General features: G+C 64.6%; 17 protein-coding genes. 1 reads left to right on the forward strand and 16 read right to left on the reverse strand.

All coding sequences use genetic code 11. The annotated features are described in order from the left end of the window. Positions 1 to 20: 20 nt before the first annotated feature. The 9 genes from ABWI03_RS19470 to fmt all read right to left on the reverse strand — a co-directional run bounded on the left by ABWI03_RS19470 (position 21) and on the right by fmt (position 7,549). The gene (locus ABWI03_RS19470) at positions 21 to 494 is read right to left on the reverse strand and encodes a PH domain-containing protein (RefSeq protein WP_007727982.1); all 474 of its coding nucleotides are present in this window, start codon (positions 492 to 494) and stop codon (positions 21 to 23) included. Continuing rightward, complete coding sequence (ribH, locus tag ABWI03_RS19475; protein WP_298773817.1) at positions 491 to 988, reverse strand: 6,7-dimethyl-8-ribityllumazine synthase; 498 nt, start codon at positions 986 to 988, stop codon at positions 491 to 493. The genes ABWI03_RS19470 and ribH overlap by 4 nt, the downstream gene beginning before the upstream one ends. Further along, a complete protein-coding gene (locus tag ABWI03_RS19480) occupies positions 985 to 2,259 on the reverse strand; it encodes a bifunctional 3,4-dihydroxy-2-butanone-4-phosphate synthase/GTP cyclohydrolase II (protein WP_003944833.1) in 1,275 nt (424 codons plus the stop codon). Before ABWI03_RS19480 ends, ribH begins: the two co-directional genes overlap by 4 nt. A 110-nt stretch (positions 2,260 to 2,369) precedes the next feature. Continuing rightward, positions 2,370 to 2,978, reverse strand: a complete 609-nt coding sequence (locus ABWI03_RS19485) for a riboflavin synthase (RefSeq protein ID WP_298773819.1) — start codon at positions 2,976 to 2,978, stop codon at positions 2,370 to 2,372. Positions 2,979 to 2,983: 5 nt separating this feature from the next. Then, positions 2,984 to 4,036 carry a bifunctional diaminohydroxyphosphoribosylaminopyrimidine deaminase/5-amino-6-(5-phosphoribosylamino)uracil reductase RibD gene (ribD, locus tag ABWI03_RS19490; RefSeq protein WP_095970195.1) on the reverse strand — a complete coding sequence of 351 codons (1,053 nt, stop codon included), beginning with the start codon at positions 4,034 to 4,036 and terminating at the stop codon, positions 2,984 to 2,986. Between the two features lie 8 nt (positions 4,037 to 4,044). Then, entirely contained in the window at positions 4,045 to 4,728 is a 684-nt protein-coding gene (rpe, locus tag ABWI03_RS19495) for a ribulose-phosphate 3-epimerase (RefSeq protein WP_019748384.1), read from the reverse strand. Between the two features lie 64 nt (positions 4,729 to 4,792). Then, on the reverse strand, positions 4,793 to 5,140 hold the full coding sequence (locus tag ABWI03_RS19500; RefSeq protein WP_095970197.1) for an MmcQ/YjbR family DNA-binding protein: 348 nt from the start codon (positions 5,138 to 5,140) through the stop codon (positions 4,793 to 4,795). Positions 5,141 to 5,180: 40 nt separating this feature from the next. After that, positions 5,181 to 6,629, reverse strand: a complete 1,449-nt coding sequence (locus ABWI03_RS19505; RefSeq protein ID WP_124568634.1) for an RsmB/NOP family class I SAM-dependent RNA methyltransferase — start codon at positions 6,627 to 6,629, stop codon at positions 5,181 to 5,183. Next, on the reverse strand, positions 6,626 to 7,549 hold the full coding sequence (fmt, locus tag ABWI03_RS19510) for a methionyl-tRNA formyltransferase (RefSeq protein WP_095970199.1): 924 nt from the start codon (positions 7,547 to 7,549) through the stop codon (positions 6,626 to 6,628). The genes ABWI03_RS19505 and fmt overlap by 4 nt, the downstream gene beginning before the upstream one ends. A gap of 288 nt (positions 7,550 to 7,837) precedes the next feature. Here fmt and ABWI03_RS19515 point away from each other — a divergent pair, with 288 nt between their 5' ends. Continuing rightward, a complete protein-coding gene (locus tag ABWI03_RS19515) occupies positions 7,838 to 8,044 on the forward strand; it encodes a hypothetical protein (protein ID WP_003944900.1) in 207 nt (68 codons plus the stop codon). 27 nt (positions 8,045 to 8,071) lie between these two features. Here the strand turns inward: ABWI03_RS19515 and ABWI03_RS19520 are convergent, their stop codons facing one another. From ABWI03_RS19520 to gmk, 7 genes are all read right to left on the reverse strand, one after another. Continuing rightward, the gene (locus ABWI03_RS19520) at positions 8,072 to 9,091 is read right to left on the reverse strand and encodes an esterase/lipase family protein (protein ID WP_298773824.1); all 1,020 of its coding nucleotides are present in this window, start codon (positions 9,089 to 9,091) and stop codon (positions 8,072 to 8,074) included. A 94-nt stretch (positions 9,092 to 9,185) separates the two neighbouring features. Further along, positions 9,186 to 9,854 (reverse strand): PadR family transcriptional regulator, encoded by a 669-nt coding sequence (locus tag ABWI03_RS19525; RefSeq protein ID WP_397508789.1) that lies wholly within the window; start codon positions 9,852 to 9,854, stop codon positions 9,186 to 9,188. Positions 9,855 to 10,044: 190 nt separating this feature from the next. Further along, positions 10,045 to 12,063: a primosomal protein N' gene (locus ABWI03_RS19530; protein WP_235172204.1), complete on the reverse strand. Its 2,019-nt coding sequence runs from the start codon at positions 12,061 to 12,063 to the stop codon at positions 10,045 to 10,047. A gap of 25 nt (positions 12,064 to 12,088) precedes the next feature. Then, on the reverse strand, positions 12,089 to 13,303 hold the full coding sequence (gene metK / locus ABWI03_RS19535; RefSeq protein WP_095970204.1) for a methionine adenosyltransferase: 1,215 nt from the start codon (positions 13,301 to 13,303) through the stop codon (positions 12,089 to 12,091). Positions 13,304 to 13,491: 188 nt separating this feature from the next. Beyond that, positions 13,492 to 14,790 carry a bifunctional phosphopantothenoylcysteine decarboxylase/phosphopantothenate--cysteine ligase CoaBC gene (coaBC, locus tag ABWI03_RS19540; RefSeq protein WP_003944888.1) on the reverse strand — a complete coding sequence of 433 codons (1,299 nt, stop codon included), beginning with the start codon at positions 14,788 to 14,790 and terminating at the stop codon, positions 13,492 to 13,494. Next, positions 14,787 to 15,086, reverse strand: a complete 300-nt coding sequence (gene rpoZ / locus ABWI03_RS19545) for a DNA-directed RNA polymerase subunit omega (RefSeq protein ID WP_003944996.1) — start codon at positions 15,084 to 15,086, stop codon at positions 14,787 to 14,789. The genes coaBC and rpoZ overlap by 4 nt, the downstream gene beginning before the upstream one ends. A 98-nt stretch (positions 15,087 to 15,184) precedes the next feature. After that, on the reverse strand, positions 15,185 to 15,784 hold the full coding sequence (gene gmk, locus ABWI03_RS19550) for a guanylate kinase (protein WP_020907704.1): 600 nt from the start codon (positions 15,782 to 15,784) through the stop codon (positions 15,185 to 15,187). Between the last annotated feature and the right edge of the window lie 18 nt (positions 15,785 to 15,802).

Consider the following 15,802-nt stretch of genomic DNA (forward strand, 5'->3'; position numbering starts at 1 on the left):
ACCGAACCGGTCGGAAGACGTCAGTTGCTCTTGTGCGCGACCGGTGCGTAGCGGTCGGCCAGTTCGCGGAACTTACCGACCGTGTCGACGGCGTACTCGCGGTCGTTGGACTGGATCGCCATCACGGCCATGTACTCGTCGTCGGGCAATTCGATGCGTGCCCAGGCGGCACCGTCGGGGAACGAGAGTCCCTCGAACAGATCCCAGTCGACAATCTTCTCACCCAGGATGTTTCGGACGGCGATTCCCTGCTTGCCCACCTTGACCCGCGGCCGCGTCAACATCAGCACACCGAGAGCCAGAATGGTGCCGATGCCTGCCATCGCAAGTTGGTCCGCGGCACGGAAGTACACGCCGGTGGACCCCTGACGGAGCAGGAGTGCCAGTGTGACGTGAACGATCACCAGGAGTACCGCAACTCCGATCGCGTACCGCGTGGACTTACGCGGTGACGCAATCAGTTCCCAGTTCTCGTTGTCGCCGGGTGTACTCATCGAAACGAATCCTCGGTCCATGGTGCTCGGACGTGGCGCAGGGTCACTGCGGTGTCCAGTGCGGCGGCGCAGGCCTGTGCGCCCTTGTCCTCGACGCTACCCGGCAGCCCTGACCGGTCAAGAGCCTGCTGCTCGGTGTCGGTGGTCAGGACACCGTTACCCACCGGAGTGCTTTCGTCGAGCGAGACGCGTGTGAGACCGGCAGTGACCGCGTCGCACACGTACTCGAAGTGCGGCGTGCCGCCGCGGATGACGACGCCCAGGGCAACGACGGCGTCGTGAGTGCGAGCCAATGCCTGCGCGACGACCGGCAGTTCGATCGCACCGGCGACACGGACCAGCGTCACGTCCTTGATCTGTGCCTCCTGCGCGACGCGCTGCGCGCCGGCGATCAGAGCCTCGGAGATCGTCGCGTGCCACTGCCCGGCAACGATCGCCAGCTTCAGATCCTTGGCTTCGGCGATCGCGAGCTGCGGCTGACCTTCGCCGCTCACAGTGCGGTTCCCGGCTGTGCGGTGTTCTGGTTCGCCTCGTACTCGTCGAGTCCGATCAGGTCGTGACCCATCCGGTCGCGCTTGGTGCGCAAGTAGGTGAGGTTTTCGGCGTTCGCGCGCAGCGGCATCGGAACGCGATCGGTGATCTGCAGGCCGTAGCCGTCCAGACCCACACGCTTGGCCGGGTTGTTGGTCAGCAGACGCATCGACGAGATTCCCAGATCGACGAGGATCTGCGCACCGATGCCGTAGTCACGGGCGTCGGCCGGAAGTCCGAGTTCGAGATTGGCGTCGACGGTGTCCGAACCGGCGTCCTGGAGCTGGTAGGCCTGCAGCTTGTGCATGAGACCGATGCCACGACCCTCGTGTCCGCGCATGTACAGGACAACGCCGCGGCCTTCCTGGGCGACCATGTCCAGTGCGGCGTCGAGCTGCGGGCCGCAATCGCACCGCAGCGAACCGAAGACGTCGCCGGTGAGGCACTCGGAGTGAACGCGGACGAGTACGTCACTACCGTCGCCGTCGGGGCCTGCGATGTCGCCGCGCACCAGCGCAACGTGCTCGACCTCGTCGTAGATGCTCGTGTAGCCGACAGCAGTGAACTCACCGTGGCGGGTGGGGATGCGGGCCTCGGCGATGCGCAGCACGTGCTTCTCGTGCTTGCGACGCCACGCGATGAGGTCGGCGATCGAGATGAGAGCAAGGTTGTGTTCGTCGGCGAAGACTCGCAGCTCGTCGGTCTGAGCCATCGCGCCTTCGTCCTTCTGGCTGACGATTTCGCAGATGACGCCGGCGGGACGCAGGTCCGCCATGCGGGCGAGGTCGACTGCAGCTTCCGTGTGGCCAGGACGACGCAGTACTCCGCCTTCCTTCGCGCGGAGCGGAACGACGTGGCCGGGACGAGTGAAATCGTTGGCACCCGATTCGGGGTTGGCGAGCAGACGCATCGTCGCAGCGCGGTCCGACGCCGAGATACCGGTACCGATTCCTTCACGGGCGTCGACGGTCACCGTGTACGCGGTGCCGTGCTTGTCCTGGTTGGTGGCGTACATCGGGGGCAGGCCCAACCGATCGCAATCGTCACCGTCGAGCGGCACGCACAGGTAGCCGGAGGTGTAGCGAACCATGAACGCCACCAGTTCCGGGGTGGCCTTCTCGGCGGCGAAGATGAGATCGCCTTCGTTCTCACGATCCTCGTCGTCCACGACGACAACAGCTTTACCTGCAGCGATATCTGCTACTGCGCGCTCGATACTGTCGAACCTGGTCACGTGCTCGCACTCCAAAGTCTTGACTATTCACATCATCGAATACAACGAGTGCATCCGACGGATGCACTGACAACCCTACGACCAATCGGACGGGTCCGATCAGCCTGGTCCTACCGACCGGCAGAGTGAAGCCGCTCGACGTACTTCGCGATCACGTCCACCTCGAGGTTGACCGGAGTACCGACCACAGCGGTACCGAGTGTCGTCAACTCGAGCGTTGTCGGGATCAGCGAGATCTCGAAGTACTCGAACCCGCGGTCGCCGCCCAGTGCGGAGACCGTGAGCGAGACTCCGTCGACGGTGATCGAACCCTTCTCCACGACATAACGGGAAATGGAATCCGGCAGCGCGATCCGCACTACCTCCCAGTTCTCGGACGGCGAGCGGGAGATGACGTGGCCTGTTCCGTCGACGTGCCCTTGAACCAGGTGGCCGCCGAGTCGGCTGTTCAGCGCCGCGGCACGCTCGAGGTTGACGCGAGAGCCGACATCCAACTTCGCCAGGCTCGAGCGATTCAACGTTTCCTGCATGACGTCGGCGGTGAACGAACCGTCGGCAAGCACGTCGACCACCGTCAGGCACACACCGTTCACCGCGATCGAATCGCCGTGACTGGCGTCGGAGGTGACCAGTGGCCCGCGCACCGTGAAGCGTGCAGCATCGACCAGTTCTTCCTTGGCGACGATTTCGCCGAGTTCTTCCACAATTCCTGTGAACACGCGCCCTACTCCTCGTTCCCCGGAGCAGAACTCTCCGGAACCAGACTCAACAAAATATCGGGACCGATCGTTACCGCGGACTCCAAACGGAATCGGTGGGCGTCGGTGATGGTGTGCACTCCGGCGTCGACGAGTGCGGAAGCGCCCGCGCCGAGCAGTATCGGAGCGATGTACGCCTCGATCACGTCGACATATCCGGCGGCGAGGAATGCTCCGGCCAGACGGGGCCCACCCTCGAGAAGTACGTCCGTGTACTCCCCCAACGCCTCGACCACTTCGGCGATGTTGTCGGTGTTGAGTACCAGAGTCGGCGCGGTGTCATCGAGAATGCTTGCAGTCGACGGTATTTCACGCTTACCGACGACGACGCGCACGGGCTGGTGCGCCGCGAGCTCGCCCGTGGGCTGACGCGCCGTCAGCCACGGATCGTCGGCGAACACGGTGCCGGTGCCGACCACGATCGCGTCGATCTGCGCCCGCTGCGCATGTACGCGCGCTCTCGCCTGCGGACCGGTGATCCACTGACTCGTTCCGTCCTCGGCGGCGCTGCGTCCGTCCAGACTGGCCGCGTACTTCCACGTGATGTGCGGGCGACCGGTGCGCTGCTTGTGCAGCCAGGCTCGCAGTGGACCTGCCTCCACCTCGGGTGCTCGCAGTCCGGCCGTGACGCTGATTCCGGCTCGCATGAGCGTCGCTGCACCCCCGGAGGCTTCCGGATTGGGATCACCGACGGCGTAGACAACTGCCGAAACTCCGGCGTCGATCAATGCCTGCGAGCAGGGGCCGGTTCGTCCCTGGTGATTGCACGGTTCCAGTGTCACCACTGCCGTTCCGCCACGTGCCGCATCGCCGGCCTCGTCGAGAGCCACGACTTCCGCGTGCGGTCCACCGGGAGGTTGCGTCATTCCGACGCCCGCGATGGTGCCGTCGGCAGCGAGGATGACCGCGCCGACCGGCGGGTTGGGGCTGGTGAATCCGCGCGCGGAATCAGCTGCAGCAAGCGCAATCTGCATCGCGGCGTCGAGATCAGCCGTCGACGCCTGTCCACCCTTTGCCATCGAGCGGCTCAGACCGACAGCGTCAGGTGCGGCGACGCCGAGGCGGCCTGCGCGCGGAGCTTGCGCACGGCCTCACCGGGATCACTCGCTCCGTACACCGCCGAACCGGCGACGAAGCAGTCGATCCCTGCTTCGGCGGCCTGCTCGATCGTGGAAGCGTTGATGCCGCCGTCGATTTCGACGAGGAGCGTCAGCTCACCCGAATCGACGAGCTTGCGAACTGCACGTGCCTTGTCGAGCACCTGCGGCATGAAGGACTGACCACCGAATCCGGGTTCGACGCTCATGATCAGGAGTGTGTCGAAGTCCTTGAGGATTTCGAGGTAGTCGTCGATCGGGGTTCCAGGCTTGATGCTCAGCCCCGCCTTGGCACCGGCCGCACGAATATCGCGGGCAACCGAACGCGGGTCGTCGGTGGCCTCGGCGTGGAACGTGACGTTGTACGCGCCGGCCTCGGCGTACGGCGGCGCCCAGCGCTCCGGGTTCTCGATCATCAGGTGGCAGTCGAGCGGAATGTCCGTCGCCTTCAGCAGACTCTCGACCACCGGCAGACCCAGCGTGAGATTGGGAACGAAATGCGCGTCCATCACGTCGACGTGAAGCCAGTCGGAGCCGGACACGGCAGTCGCTTCATCAGCGAGTCGAGCGAAATCTGCGGACAGAATGGACGGTGCAATCATCGGGGAAGCCACGACGCCGAGTTTAGCTGTGTCTCATCGCCGACCGCGCATGCACCACGGGGCAGGTGCGCCCTGGTCAGTTCTTCACGACACTCCGCAGCTTGCGCACCTTGGCGGGTGCCTTGATCCGCCACGCATCTTCGAGCATCTCCGCAAGTTGTACCTCGTCGATCAGTTCGAGGTGCACGAGGATCGAGCCGTGACCGTGATAGTGATCCGTGGTGAAGAAGGGCGCCTCACCACTGGCGAGTAGCGCCTCCTTCTCGTCCAGACCGCACATCACGACCAAGGCACCCTCCGCTTCGGTGCGGAGCCGCGCAAAAGTCTTGCCTGCCACCTTGAGTGCCGGGGTGTTGTACGAGGTCGACTCCTCCACGGAGGGAAGAGCCGAACCCAGTACTACAACCTGTTCCCACGTAACCATGTAGGCACCATACGACTACCGATGCCCAGAAGTCATCCGATCAGGCCAGCGGCTTGCGCAAAGCGGCCATGAACATCGCATCGGTCCCGTGGCGATGCGGCCACAACTGAACCGAAGACCCGTCTCCGACGTCCGGAACACCGGGCACCAATTCCTTGGTGTCGAGTTCGACGACGCCATGACGGCGCACGGCATCGGCTACCACTGCGAGCGTTTCCGACAGGTGCGGCGAGCACGTCGAGTACAGCACCACCCCGCCGGGGCGCACCAGTTCGATTGCAGCGGCAAGTAATTCACGCTGCAACTTCACGAGCGGAGCCACATCGGACGGCTGGCGACGCCAACGGGCTTCCGGGCGCCGACGCAGCGCACCCAACCCGGTGCAGGGGGCGTCGACGAGGATGCGGTCGTATCCGGGTTCGAGTCCCGATTCGCGGCCGTCCGCCACGTGTACGTCCACGGGAAGCTCGCGAGTCGTCTTGCGGATCAGTTCGGCGCGGTGTTCGACGGGCTCGACGGCGTCGAGGCGCCCGCCTTCGATACCGGCGAGAGCGCCGAGAAGCGCTGCCTTGCCACCCGGACCTGCGCAGAGGTCGAGCCAGCGGCCGGCGTCTTCACCTTCGAGGGGAGCAATGCTGAGGGCGCGGGCAACCAGCTGGCTGCCCTCGTCCTGCACGCCCGCCAAACCTTGGCGGACCGCCTCGAGCTGTCCGGGGTCGCCGCCGTCGAGATGCACGGCGTACGGCGAGTACGGTCCGATTTCCCCGCCGGTCACCAATGCGAGCTCCTCGGCAGAGATCTCACCGGGGCGGGCGACGAGGTGCACGGCAGGGCGCGCGTCGTCGGCGATCAGTACTTCTTCGAGTTCTCCGGCAGCAGCGCCGAGGGAGTCGGCGAAGACCTGCGCGATCCACAGAGGGTGCGCGTGCTCGAAGGCGAGACGGCCGACCGGGTCCTTCGGGGCCAGCAGTTCGACCCACTCGTCCTGGGTGCGTTCGGAGACGCGGCGCAAGACCGCGTTGACGAATCCCGCTCGGCCCTGGCCGTTTTCGGCGCGGACGAGGTCGACCGAGGTGGCGACGGCAGCGTGCGGTGCGACACGAGTGCGCAGCAGTTGGTACGAGCCGAGTCGGAGAACATCGAGCAGAGTTCCGTCGATCTCTTCGATCGGCCGACCCGCTGCATGCGCGATGACCGCATCCAGGAGGCCCTGAGCGCGGGCCGCGCCGTACGCGAGCTCGGTTGCCAGCGCCGCGTCGCGTGCGTCGAGTTTGCGGTCGCGAAGCAGTCCCGGCAGAACCAGGTTCGCGTATGCGTCACGTTCACGGACCGCGCGCAGGACGTCACGCGCTGCCAGACGCGGCTGATCGAGCCCGGCGGTTGCCGGATCCGGGCGCTTGGCCTGCTTCGGCTTGGTGTTCTTGCCACCGGCTGCGCTCTTGGCTCCGGGGCCCTGTGTCCGCCGTGCCGGTCGTCGTGATTCGGTCACTGTGCTCGTACCTCCGCGTCGAGTCGGGCACCGCGTGCCCAGTCCCCTGCCGACATCAATTTCTTGCCCGGGGGCTGAATCTGCCCGAGTCGTACCGCGGTGGTCGCGGTACCGATGTAGAGACCATCCTTGCGTACCGAGATCTCGCCGACGGCCAGGGTCTCGTCCGTGACGGTGACCGGGCCGACCTTGACTCGAAGGTCACCGATCATCGTCCACGCGCCGGGCGCCGGTGTGACGGCGCGGATGTGACGGTCGATCGTGCGGGCGGGCAATTCCCACCGCACGCGGGCGGCGTCCACCGTTACTTTGGGGGCGTACGAGACGCCGTCGGCTGACTGCGGAACCGCGTTGATCTCTCCGGCCTCGAGTCCGTCGAGAACCGATTCGAGCAGAGTCGCGCCGTTTTCTGCCAGACGCCCGAGTAGATCGCCTGCCGTGTCGGTGTCACGAATCCGCTCGGTCATCACTCCGTACACCGGGCCCGTATCCATGCCGGCCTCCAAACGAAATGCGCTGGCGCCGGTCACCTCGTCACCGGCACTGATCGCGGCCTGCACCGGCGCGGCGCCGCGCCAGGCGGGAAGCAGCGAGAAATGCAGATTGACCCAACCGTGTTTCGGAATGTCGAGGATGTTCTGCGGCAACAGGTTTCCGTAGGCGACGACGGGTGCGCAGTCCGGCTCGAGGCGGGCAAGTTCGGCTGCGAAGTCGGGATCGGACGCCTTGGCCGGCGTCAGCACCGGGATGCCGTGCTCGTCGGCAAGGAGACCGATCGGCGAGCGGGTGACTTTGCGACCACGGCCCGCGACGGCGTCCGGACGCGTGACGACGGCTACCACTTCGTGGTTGGCGGACTCGATGAGACGACGCAGTGACGGAACCGCGGGTTCCGGTGTTCCGGCGAACACGACGCGCATGTCAGCTCTCCCGTTTCGGTGGGCTCTTCGGACTCTGATCAGCCGATCGGCCTGTCGAACGCGGTGGACTGCAACTCACGAAAATGCTCCCGGATGTGTCGGTGGGTGGAACTGTCAGTCTAAGGACTGCGGGAGCTACGACCTACCTCGCGCCACACCGAACCACTTTCTCAGCAATTTCTTTGATCAGAACCCTGCAGATTCACCGGTCGTCGGTATTGACTGTTTCTGTCGTCGCCACTCGGCGAAGGCTGATACGGGATACACCGATCACACGGAGGAACTTAGATGGCAGGCATCGACAGTAAGTTCGACAAGGCCTACGCGGGAAAGTCCGTCGAAGAATTGGCGGATGCCCCGGTCGCGGCACTCAACGGTGTAAGCGATTCGGATGCAGAGCATTTGAAGGCAGCGTTCAACATCAAGACGGTCCGCGATCTGGGAACCAACAAGTTCTTCCTGTGGGCTCAGGCCACTGCCAAGCTCGCCGAGTAAGGATCCCGACCGAAGTGATGTCGGTGCTCACGAATTGGCATCGATGACCACTTGCGGAATATCCGTGCCGAGCGGCACCGCGCTGCACGTAGCGTGCCGCTCGGCATCGGGGTCGAGGACCGTCCGGATGACATCGATCACGTAGGGGTCGTACGGCATGCGGAAGTGGCCGGTCAGGTTCGACGGACACAGGTCCTGGAGAACGATGTTTTCTGCACCGGCGTCGCGCAGCGCGATGTTCGAGGACGGCTGGATCATCTCGTCGACAGTGGACCTGATTGTCGTGTAGCGGACGCCGGTTACCGTGTCACCGCCGTCGTTGAGAGCGTTCAACATATCCGACCCCTGCATCTGCTCTCGGACAGCTCGCGAGAAGACATCTTCGACAAAATCTTCTCCACCGGGGATCGCGCGGACGATCGGCACCAATCCGAACATCACGCCGCCGTAGGTCGGAGACGCCAGACCGACCCAATGATCGACGTACGCGTCCCCGCCCATCTTGTTGACGTAGTACCGCGTCACCGTCGCGCCTTGGGAGTAGCCGATGACGTCGACCTTGTCCGCACCCGTCGCGGTCAGCACCTGATCGACGAAAGAACCGAACGCGGTGGCACTACCGACGATGTCTCCGACGCCGTAGGTTTCGTGTGCGACATCCCCGTCTTGTTCTTTGATCACACCGCCGTAATTGAGAGCGAAAACGCAGTAGCCGTCGGCTGCCAGTGCCGGCGACAGAGCCGCCCAATCTGCATACGCCTCGGTGTCGGTTCCGTGGGCGAGCACAACCGGCCGAGGATGCGCTGCGGAGGGCGCACAGCCGAAATCGTTCGACCCGGCAGGGGCAGATCCGGGATGAGCATGCGCATATGCCGTAGCGACGGAACGGGTCGCCTGACCCGGGCCGATGTCGAGGGGAACATCCATCGCGTCGGCACTCGAAGACGGCAGCGACGGTGCGGCAGCCGATATCGCGGGCGGTGCCCCGATCAGCAGCGCCACTGCTACCGAAAATGTCAGTCCCACAGACCGTTTGACGCCAGCCATTGTTCCTGCTCCTGCTCTGATCCTACGAGGGAGCTGACCGTAACACCAGAAACTTCGAGGCGCATACCCTACCGAACAGTAGGTATCCGACGTCTCAATTGCCGCCTTCACCGGCATCGTCGCCGGCAAGCACTCGGTACAGCGACTTGCGTGCCTCGACCAGCACGTCGGCTGCGGCCTTGACCTGCGCGGGCGTGCCTACAGCGGCCACTTGACCGGCCGCGCCCATCAACTGTCCGATCAGTTCACGAAGGTCCTGCTCCGGCTCCCCCACGCTGAGACGAACGTCATCCCACGGCGCCCCGAGATCGGCGCGATGCTCCTCGACGTACGCGACGCCTTCCTCGGTCAGCTTGGCAGTCTTGCGGCCGGCGACCTTTTCGATGATCACCAGTCCTTCGTCCTCGAGTTGGGACAGCGCGGGATAAATGGAGCCCGGACTCGGCTTCCAGACGCCACCGCTACGCTCGACGATCTGCTGAATCAATTCGTAGCCGTGCATCGGCTCTTCGGCGATCAACAGCAAGATCGCGGCGCGCACGTCTCCGCGACGACCGCGCCCACCACGTCCTCGCCCCCGACCGAATTGTGCGCCCGGACCGAACCCGGGGCCAGGTCCGCCGTCGGGACCGAAACGACCACGCCGATGGCCTCTGCGTGGCATCTCACCGAAGCCGGGGCGCTCATGCGGTCGACCGCGTCGTCCACCGTCTCGATCGCCGGAACCATCGCCCGGCGCGCCGTCGTCCGTCGGCACCCACATCACGAACGGCGGCCGCTGTTCACGTCCGAAAGCGCCGAAGAAACCGCGCCGGCCGAACATCCCCTCGTTCGGGAAACTTGCATCCATCGTCGAACCTCCATCACTATCGTTGATAGTTCGACGATATATCGCCATACCGGGTTGTGCAAGATCTTCGCGGCACTCAAGGATGCCTCTGACAGCTCGAAACTCAGCCGATGCGGCGTGGGTCGATCTGAATGCGGACCGGACCCGATGACTTCCGTGCACTGCGTGCCGCTCGCGCATGTGCCAGTGCGTCCGCAAGACCCCGACCGTCCTTGCGTGGAACGCGGACCAGCATTCGCTCTGGCGCGACACCACTCTCGTCCTCACCGGAATACGGAAGCCTCTCCCCCGCAGGCAATTCCACTGGACCGAGGAGTACTGCGCTTGCCGGCAGTTCCGCCGACTCCACCAACTCCGCAATTGCTGCGGATCCACCGTCGATCGCAGCCATGTGAACGGCCGGAGGAAATCCGACCTCGTCTCGTTCCTCGAATTGAGACTGTGCGTGCCCCACCGGATCCCACCGGACCAACGCCTGCACCGTAGGGATACCCGAGTCCGCGACAACTACGACTTCACCGCCTTCGGACAGCGGAATCACCATGGCAGCAGCCGACATCCAGCGCCTGAGTGTTTCCTCGGCGGCGCGAAGATCGGGCCGTCCGAGCAGTGCCCACCCGTCGAGCAAGAGTGCGGCGCCGTAGCCGCCGGTCATCACCGGCTCCGCACCGACCGTCGACACCACCAACGCGGGCCCGTGTGGCAGTTCCTTGACCACGTCACCGCCCCCGGACAGAACAACTTTCACACCGGGAAACGCTCGCCCGAGTTCTTCGGCGGTCCGACCGGCACCGACCACCACCGCGCGCAACGCTTTCGCACCGCACGCGTGACATCGGTAGGCGGCATCGGCAACCCCGCACCAGCGGCACGCCGGTGTGCCGGCGCCGTCCGGCCCTGCCGCAGCGGGAAGAGCGAGCGGGCCGTTGCACCGACGGCACCGTGCCGGGGCACGGCACTTTCCGCAGGCCAAGGTCGGCACGTATCCTCGCCGAGGCACCTGCACCAGGACGCCGTTGCCCTCACCCAGAGCACGCCGCGCGGCCGCGAATGCAATAGCGGGCAAACGAGCCGCTCTGGCTCCCGGATCGCGGGCCAAGGCTTGATCACTGTCGGCCAGCGCGGTGATCTTCGGTGCGTGGGCACGAACGACGTCCCGCGTGGCGACCAGATCATGCGCCCATCCCGAATCGACGAGTACCTGCGCTTCCGCCGTACGTGAGAACCCACCGATCACGACGGCGCACCCGGCGACGTAGCCCCGCAGGACGGCAACTTCCCGGGCGTGCGGATACGGCGACCGTGGCTCGGAGAGATTGTCGTCGCCGTCGTCCCAGACGACGACCAGACCGGTCTCAGGTGTCGGCGCAAAAACAGCGCTCCGCGTGCCGACGACGATCCGGGCGGTCCCGCGCAGTGCTGCGAGCCACCTTCGGTATCGCATGGCCGGCCCCAGGCCCGCGGACAGACCCACCACTGCATCCGCTCCGGATAGTTCGGTACATGCGGCGACGACGCGGTCCAGATCGCGTTGATCGGGCACAACCAGGATCGCGGATTTACCACTGGCCGCTACAGCCCCGGCCAGTTCGGCCAGGCGCAGTGGCCAGTTTTCACCAGGCAAAGCCTGCCAGACCGCACGCGGGCTTTTCGACTCGCGAATCGCGGACAGGAAGGCGTCACCGAATCTGTAGAGATGCCAACCATTTTCGATCGGTTCAGGAGCGGGCGGCGGCTCGCCGAGCTCCCACGGTTCCGCCTCGACCTTCGCGTGGCGCGGCGGCACCGCCAAGCGGAGGACATCGGCACGGGTTCCGGCATAACGCTCCGCCACTCGATCGACGACTTGCGCGATTTCGGCCGTCAGGACACGTTCGGACGAGATGACGCGTTCGAGCCAGCCGAACTTCCCCTGATGGTCACTGGTTGCCTCGCGCGAGACGATGAAACCGTCCACCAGACGACCAGCGAAGCGGATGCGCACCCGGACTCCGGGCTGCGCATCCGCTTCGAGTTCACGAGGAACGAGGTAGTCGAATTCACGGTCGAGGTGAGCGAGCGGGAGCATCGGCAGCACCCGGGCGACCGGATCGACTTCTGCCGCTACTCTTTCCGCGCCCACCCGCGCCCCGTCTGTACGTCAGTGATCAGAGACCAGCTGCGCTACGCAGCTTGTCGGCGCGATCGGTGCTCTCCCACGGAAGATCGATGTCGGTGCGACCGAAGTGACCGTATGCTGCCGTCTGCGCGTAGATCGGGCGCAGCAGGTCGAGGTCGCGGATGATCGCTCCCGGACGCAGGTCGAAGATCTCGGTGATCGCCTTCTGGATCCGTGCCGGATCGGTCTTCTCGGTGCCGAAGGTTTCGACGAAGAGTCCGACCGGAGCTGCCTTGCCGATGGCGTAGGCAACCTGAACCTCGATGCGGTCGGCCAGACCCGCGGCAACAGCGTTCTTGGCCACCCAACGCATGGCGTAGGCAGCACTGCGGTCGACCTTTGACGGGTCCTTGCCGGAGAACGCGCCACCGCCGTGGCGAGCCATTCCGCCGTACGTGTCGACGATGATCTTGCGACCGGTCAGACCCGCGTCACCCATCGGGCCACCGAGGACGAACTTGCCCGTCGGGTTGACCAGCAGGCGAACGTCGGAGGTGTCGAGGTCGGTGAGGTTCACATCGGCCAGCACCGAATGGAGCACCTTCTCGCGAAGGTCCGGCGTCAGCAGGTTGTCGAGATCGATGTCCGCTGCGTGCTGGGTGGAGATGACCACGGTGTCGAGACGGACAGCCTTGTCGCCGTCGTATTCGATGGTGACCTGGGTCTTGCCGTCCGGGCGCAGGTACGGCAACACGCCGGACTTGCGGACCTCGGTCAACCGGCGGGAGAGACGATGAGCCAGCGCAATGGGCAGCGGCATCAGTTCCGGCGTGTCCGTGGTGGCGTAACCGAACATCAGGCCCTGGTCGCCCGCACCCTGACGGTCGATCTCGTCGTCGCTGATTCCGTCGACGCGAGCCTCGTGCGAATGATCGACACCCTGCGCGATCTCGGGCGACTGAGCGCCGATCGCGACGTTGACACCGCACGAGTTTCCGTCGAAACCCTTCGCGGAGCTGTCGTAGCCGATTTCGAGGACCGTGTCGCGCACGATCTTCGGAATGTCCGCGTACGCAGTGGTGGTGACCTCGCCGGCTACGTGAACCTGGCCGGTGGTGACCAGTGTCTCGACGGCCACGCGGGCGCGCGGGTCCTGGGTGAGCAGCGCGTCGAGGATCGAGTCGCTGATCGCGTCACAGATCTTGTCCGGGTGCCCCTCGGTGACGGACTCGCTGGTGAATAGCCGACTGCCGGACTTGCTCACAGATCTCCCTCTCGACGACTGAGTTCTTGACTACAGCTTATTGAAGTATCCGAATCACCGTTCGGTGACCGTTTTGTCATGCTTTGTTAGCTGGGGGCTGAGCCGACGATAACGGTTGGACCGCCTGCGCAACACCCTTGTACTCACCCGATTATCGTGGGGTAACTCTCACCACCGGGCGCGTGTCGCTACTCGGGGAAGAGCTTGACCAGGGCGTCGAGTACTCGACTGGCCATCAAAGCCTTGGATCCGTGTTCGAGAGCGGACTCCGAGCCGTCGGAACCGAGTAACCAACCGTCGTTGTGATCGACCTCGAACGCCTTGCCCTCACCGACCGCATTGACCACGAGGAGATCGCAACCTTTGCGGGCCAGCTTGGATCGGGCATAAGTGAGAACGTCACCGTGGGCGTCACCGGTCTCTGCGGCGAATCCGACGATCACCGTTCGAGCATCCAGATCGCCGTCACGACGGGCTTCGACGAGACCGGCGAGGATGTCGGCGTTTCTGGTGAGGCTGATCGAGTCGGGTTCGTTTGCGCCCTTCTTGATCTTGCTGCCTTCGACGGTGGTGGGGCGGAAGTCCGCGACAGCCGCAGCCATGACGACTCCGTCGTGTCCCGGTGCGTGCTTCTCCACCGCCAATCGGAGATCTTCCGCCGTCTTGATGTGCACGACGTCGACAGCGGCGGGGTCGGCGAGATCGGCCGTGTAGCCGGCGATCAGCGTGACGTGCGCGCCGCGTTGTGCGGCCAGACGGGCGAGCGCGTAGCCCTGTTTGCCCGAGCTGCGATTACCGAGAAAGCGCACGGGATCCAGCGGCTCGCGAGTACCGCCGGCAGTGACCAGAATGCGGCGACCTTCCAGGTCGCGCGGCAACGCGTCCGAGCGCTCGAGGAGCAACGATGCCAAACCGACGATCTCGTCGGGTTCGGGAAGTCGACCCGCTCCGGTATCTTTTCCGGTCAACCGCCCGGAGGCAGGTTCGATCACGTGGACGCCGCGCGAGCGCAGTGTCGCCACGTTGGACACCGTTGCGGGGTGCTCCCACATCTCGGTGTGCATTGCTGGGGCGAAGACGACCGGACAGCGCGCGGTCAACAAAGTGGCCGTCAACAGGTCGTCTGCGCGACCCATGACAGCTCGCGCCATCAGATCAGCGGTTGCCGGCGCGATGACGACGAGATCGGCTTCCTGTCCGAGACGGACATGCGGAACCTGCGGGACGTCGTTGAAGACGCCGGTGTGAACCGGGTTGCCGGAGAGTGCTTCGAACGTCGCGCGGCCGACGAACTCCAGAGCGGATTCGGTCGGAATCACGCGGACGTGATGACCGCTCTCGGTGAAGCTGCGGATGATCGAGCACGCTTTGTACGCGGCGATACCCCCACCGACACCGACGACAATGCGCTTACGTATCGATGTGGGTGCGTCGGACACTCCCCCGACACCCGAACGAGGTTCGGGTGCGGCAGACGTGGTGCTCACTCGCCTTCGGTGTGCTCGAGGAGATCAGCGTGGATTTCACGCAACGCGATGGACAGCGGCTTTTCCTGCAGACCGGGCTCGACCAGAGGTCCGACGTATTCGAGGATGCCGTCACCGAGCTGGTTGTAGTAGTCGTTGATCTGGCGTGCACGCTTGGCCGAGTAAATCACCAGGGCGTACTTGGAAGAGGTGCGTTCGAGCAACTCGTCGATCGGCGGGTTGGTGATGCCGAGCGGGGTGTCGTAGGCAGGCAGAGCGCCCTGACCTGCTGCGGACGCGGCTGAAGTGCTGCTCACTCTTGTGTCTCCTGAATTAGATCTTCATTGAAGAACTAGTTTTATCGATCCGGATATCTGAGAAACAGGATGGAAATCGGTTCCCGAAGGGTGCCGAATCAGTTCCCAACCAACAAGGATACCAACTCATCGCAAGCACGGCTTACATCCTCGTTCACGATGACCGTGTCGAACTCGTCCTGTGCGGCCAATTCCACTCGGGCCGTCTCGAGTCGCCGTGCCACGACGTCTTCCGTTTCGGTGCCTCGTCCGGTCAGCCGTTGCACCAGAACGTCCCAGCTCGGTGGAGCCATGAACACCAACAGAGCCTCGGGCATCGCTTTCCGGACAGCTCGTGCTCCGGCGAGATCGACCTCGACGAGAACGGGCTTTCCAGCTTCGAGTGCTTCTTCGATCGGAGCTGCGGGGGTGCCGGAGCGCTGCAGACCGCCGTGGATTTCCGCCCATTCGAGAAGTTCACCGGAGTCGATCATCCGTTGAAATTCTTCGCGGGAGGTGAATCGGTAGTCCTTGCCGTCCACTTCACCTGGACGGGGATCGCGAGTGGTTGCCGAAACACTGAAAACGAGTTCGGGCAACCGAGTTCTCAGCTCGCGAACGACGCTGGACTTACCGACAGCCGAAGGGCCGGCCAGTACAACCAGCCGACCCCTCCGCACTGCGGTCTTGCTCTCTGACACTGTTGCGTCAGCAATCATCAGACACTGCCGCGTCAG

The sequence above is a fragment of the Rhodococcus baikonurensis genome, from assembly GCF_040489275.1.
GTDB lineage: Bacteria > Actinomycetota > Actinomycetes > Mycobacteriales > Mycobacteriaceae > Rhodococcus_F > Rhodococcus_F baikonurensis.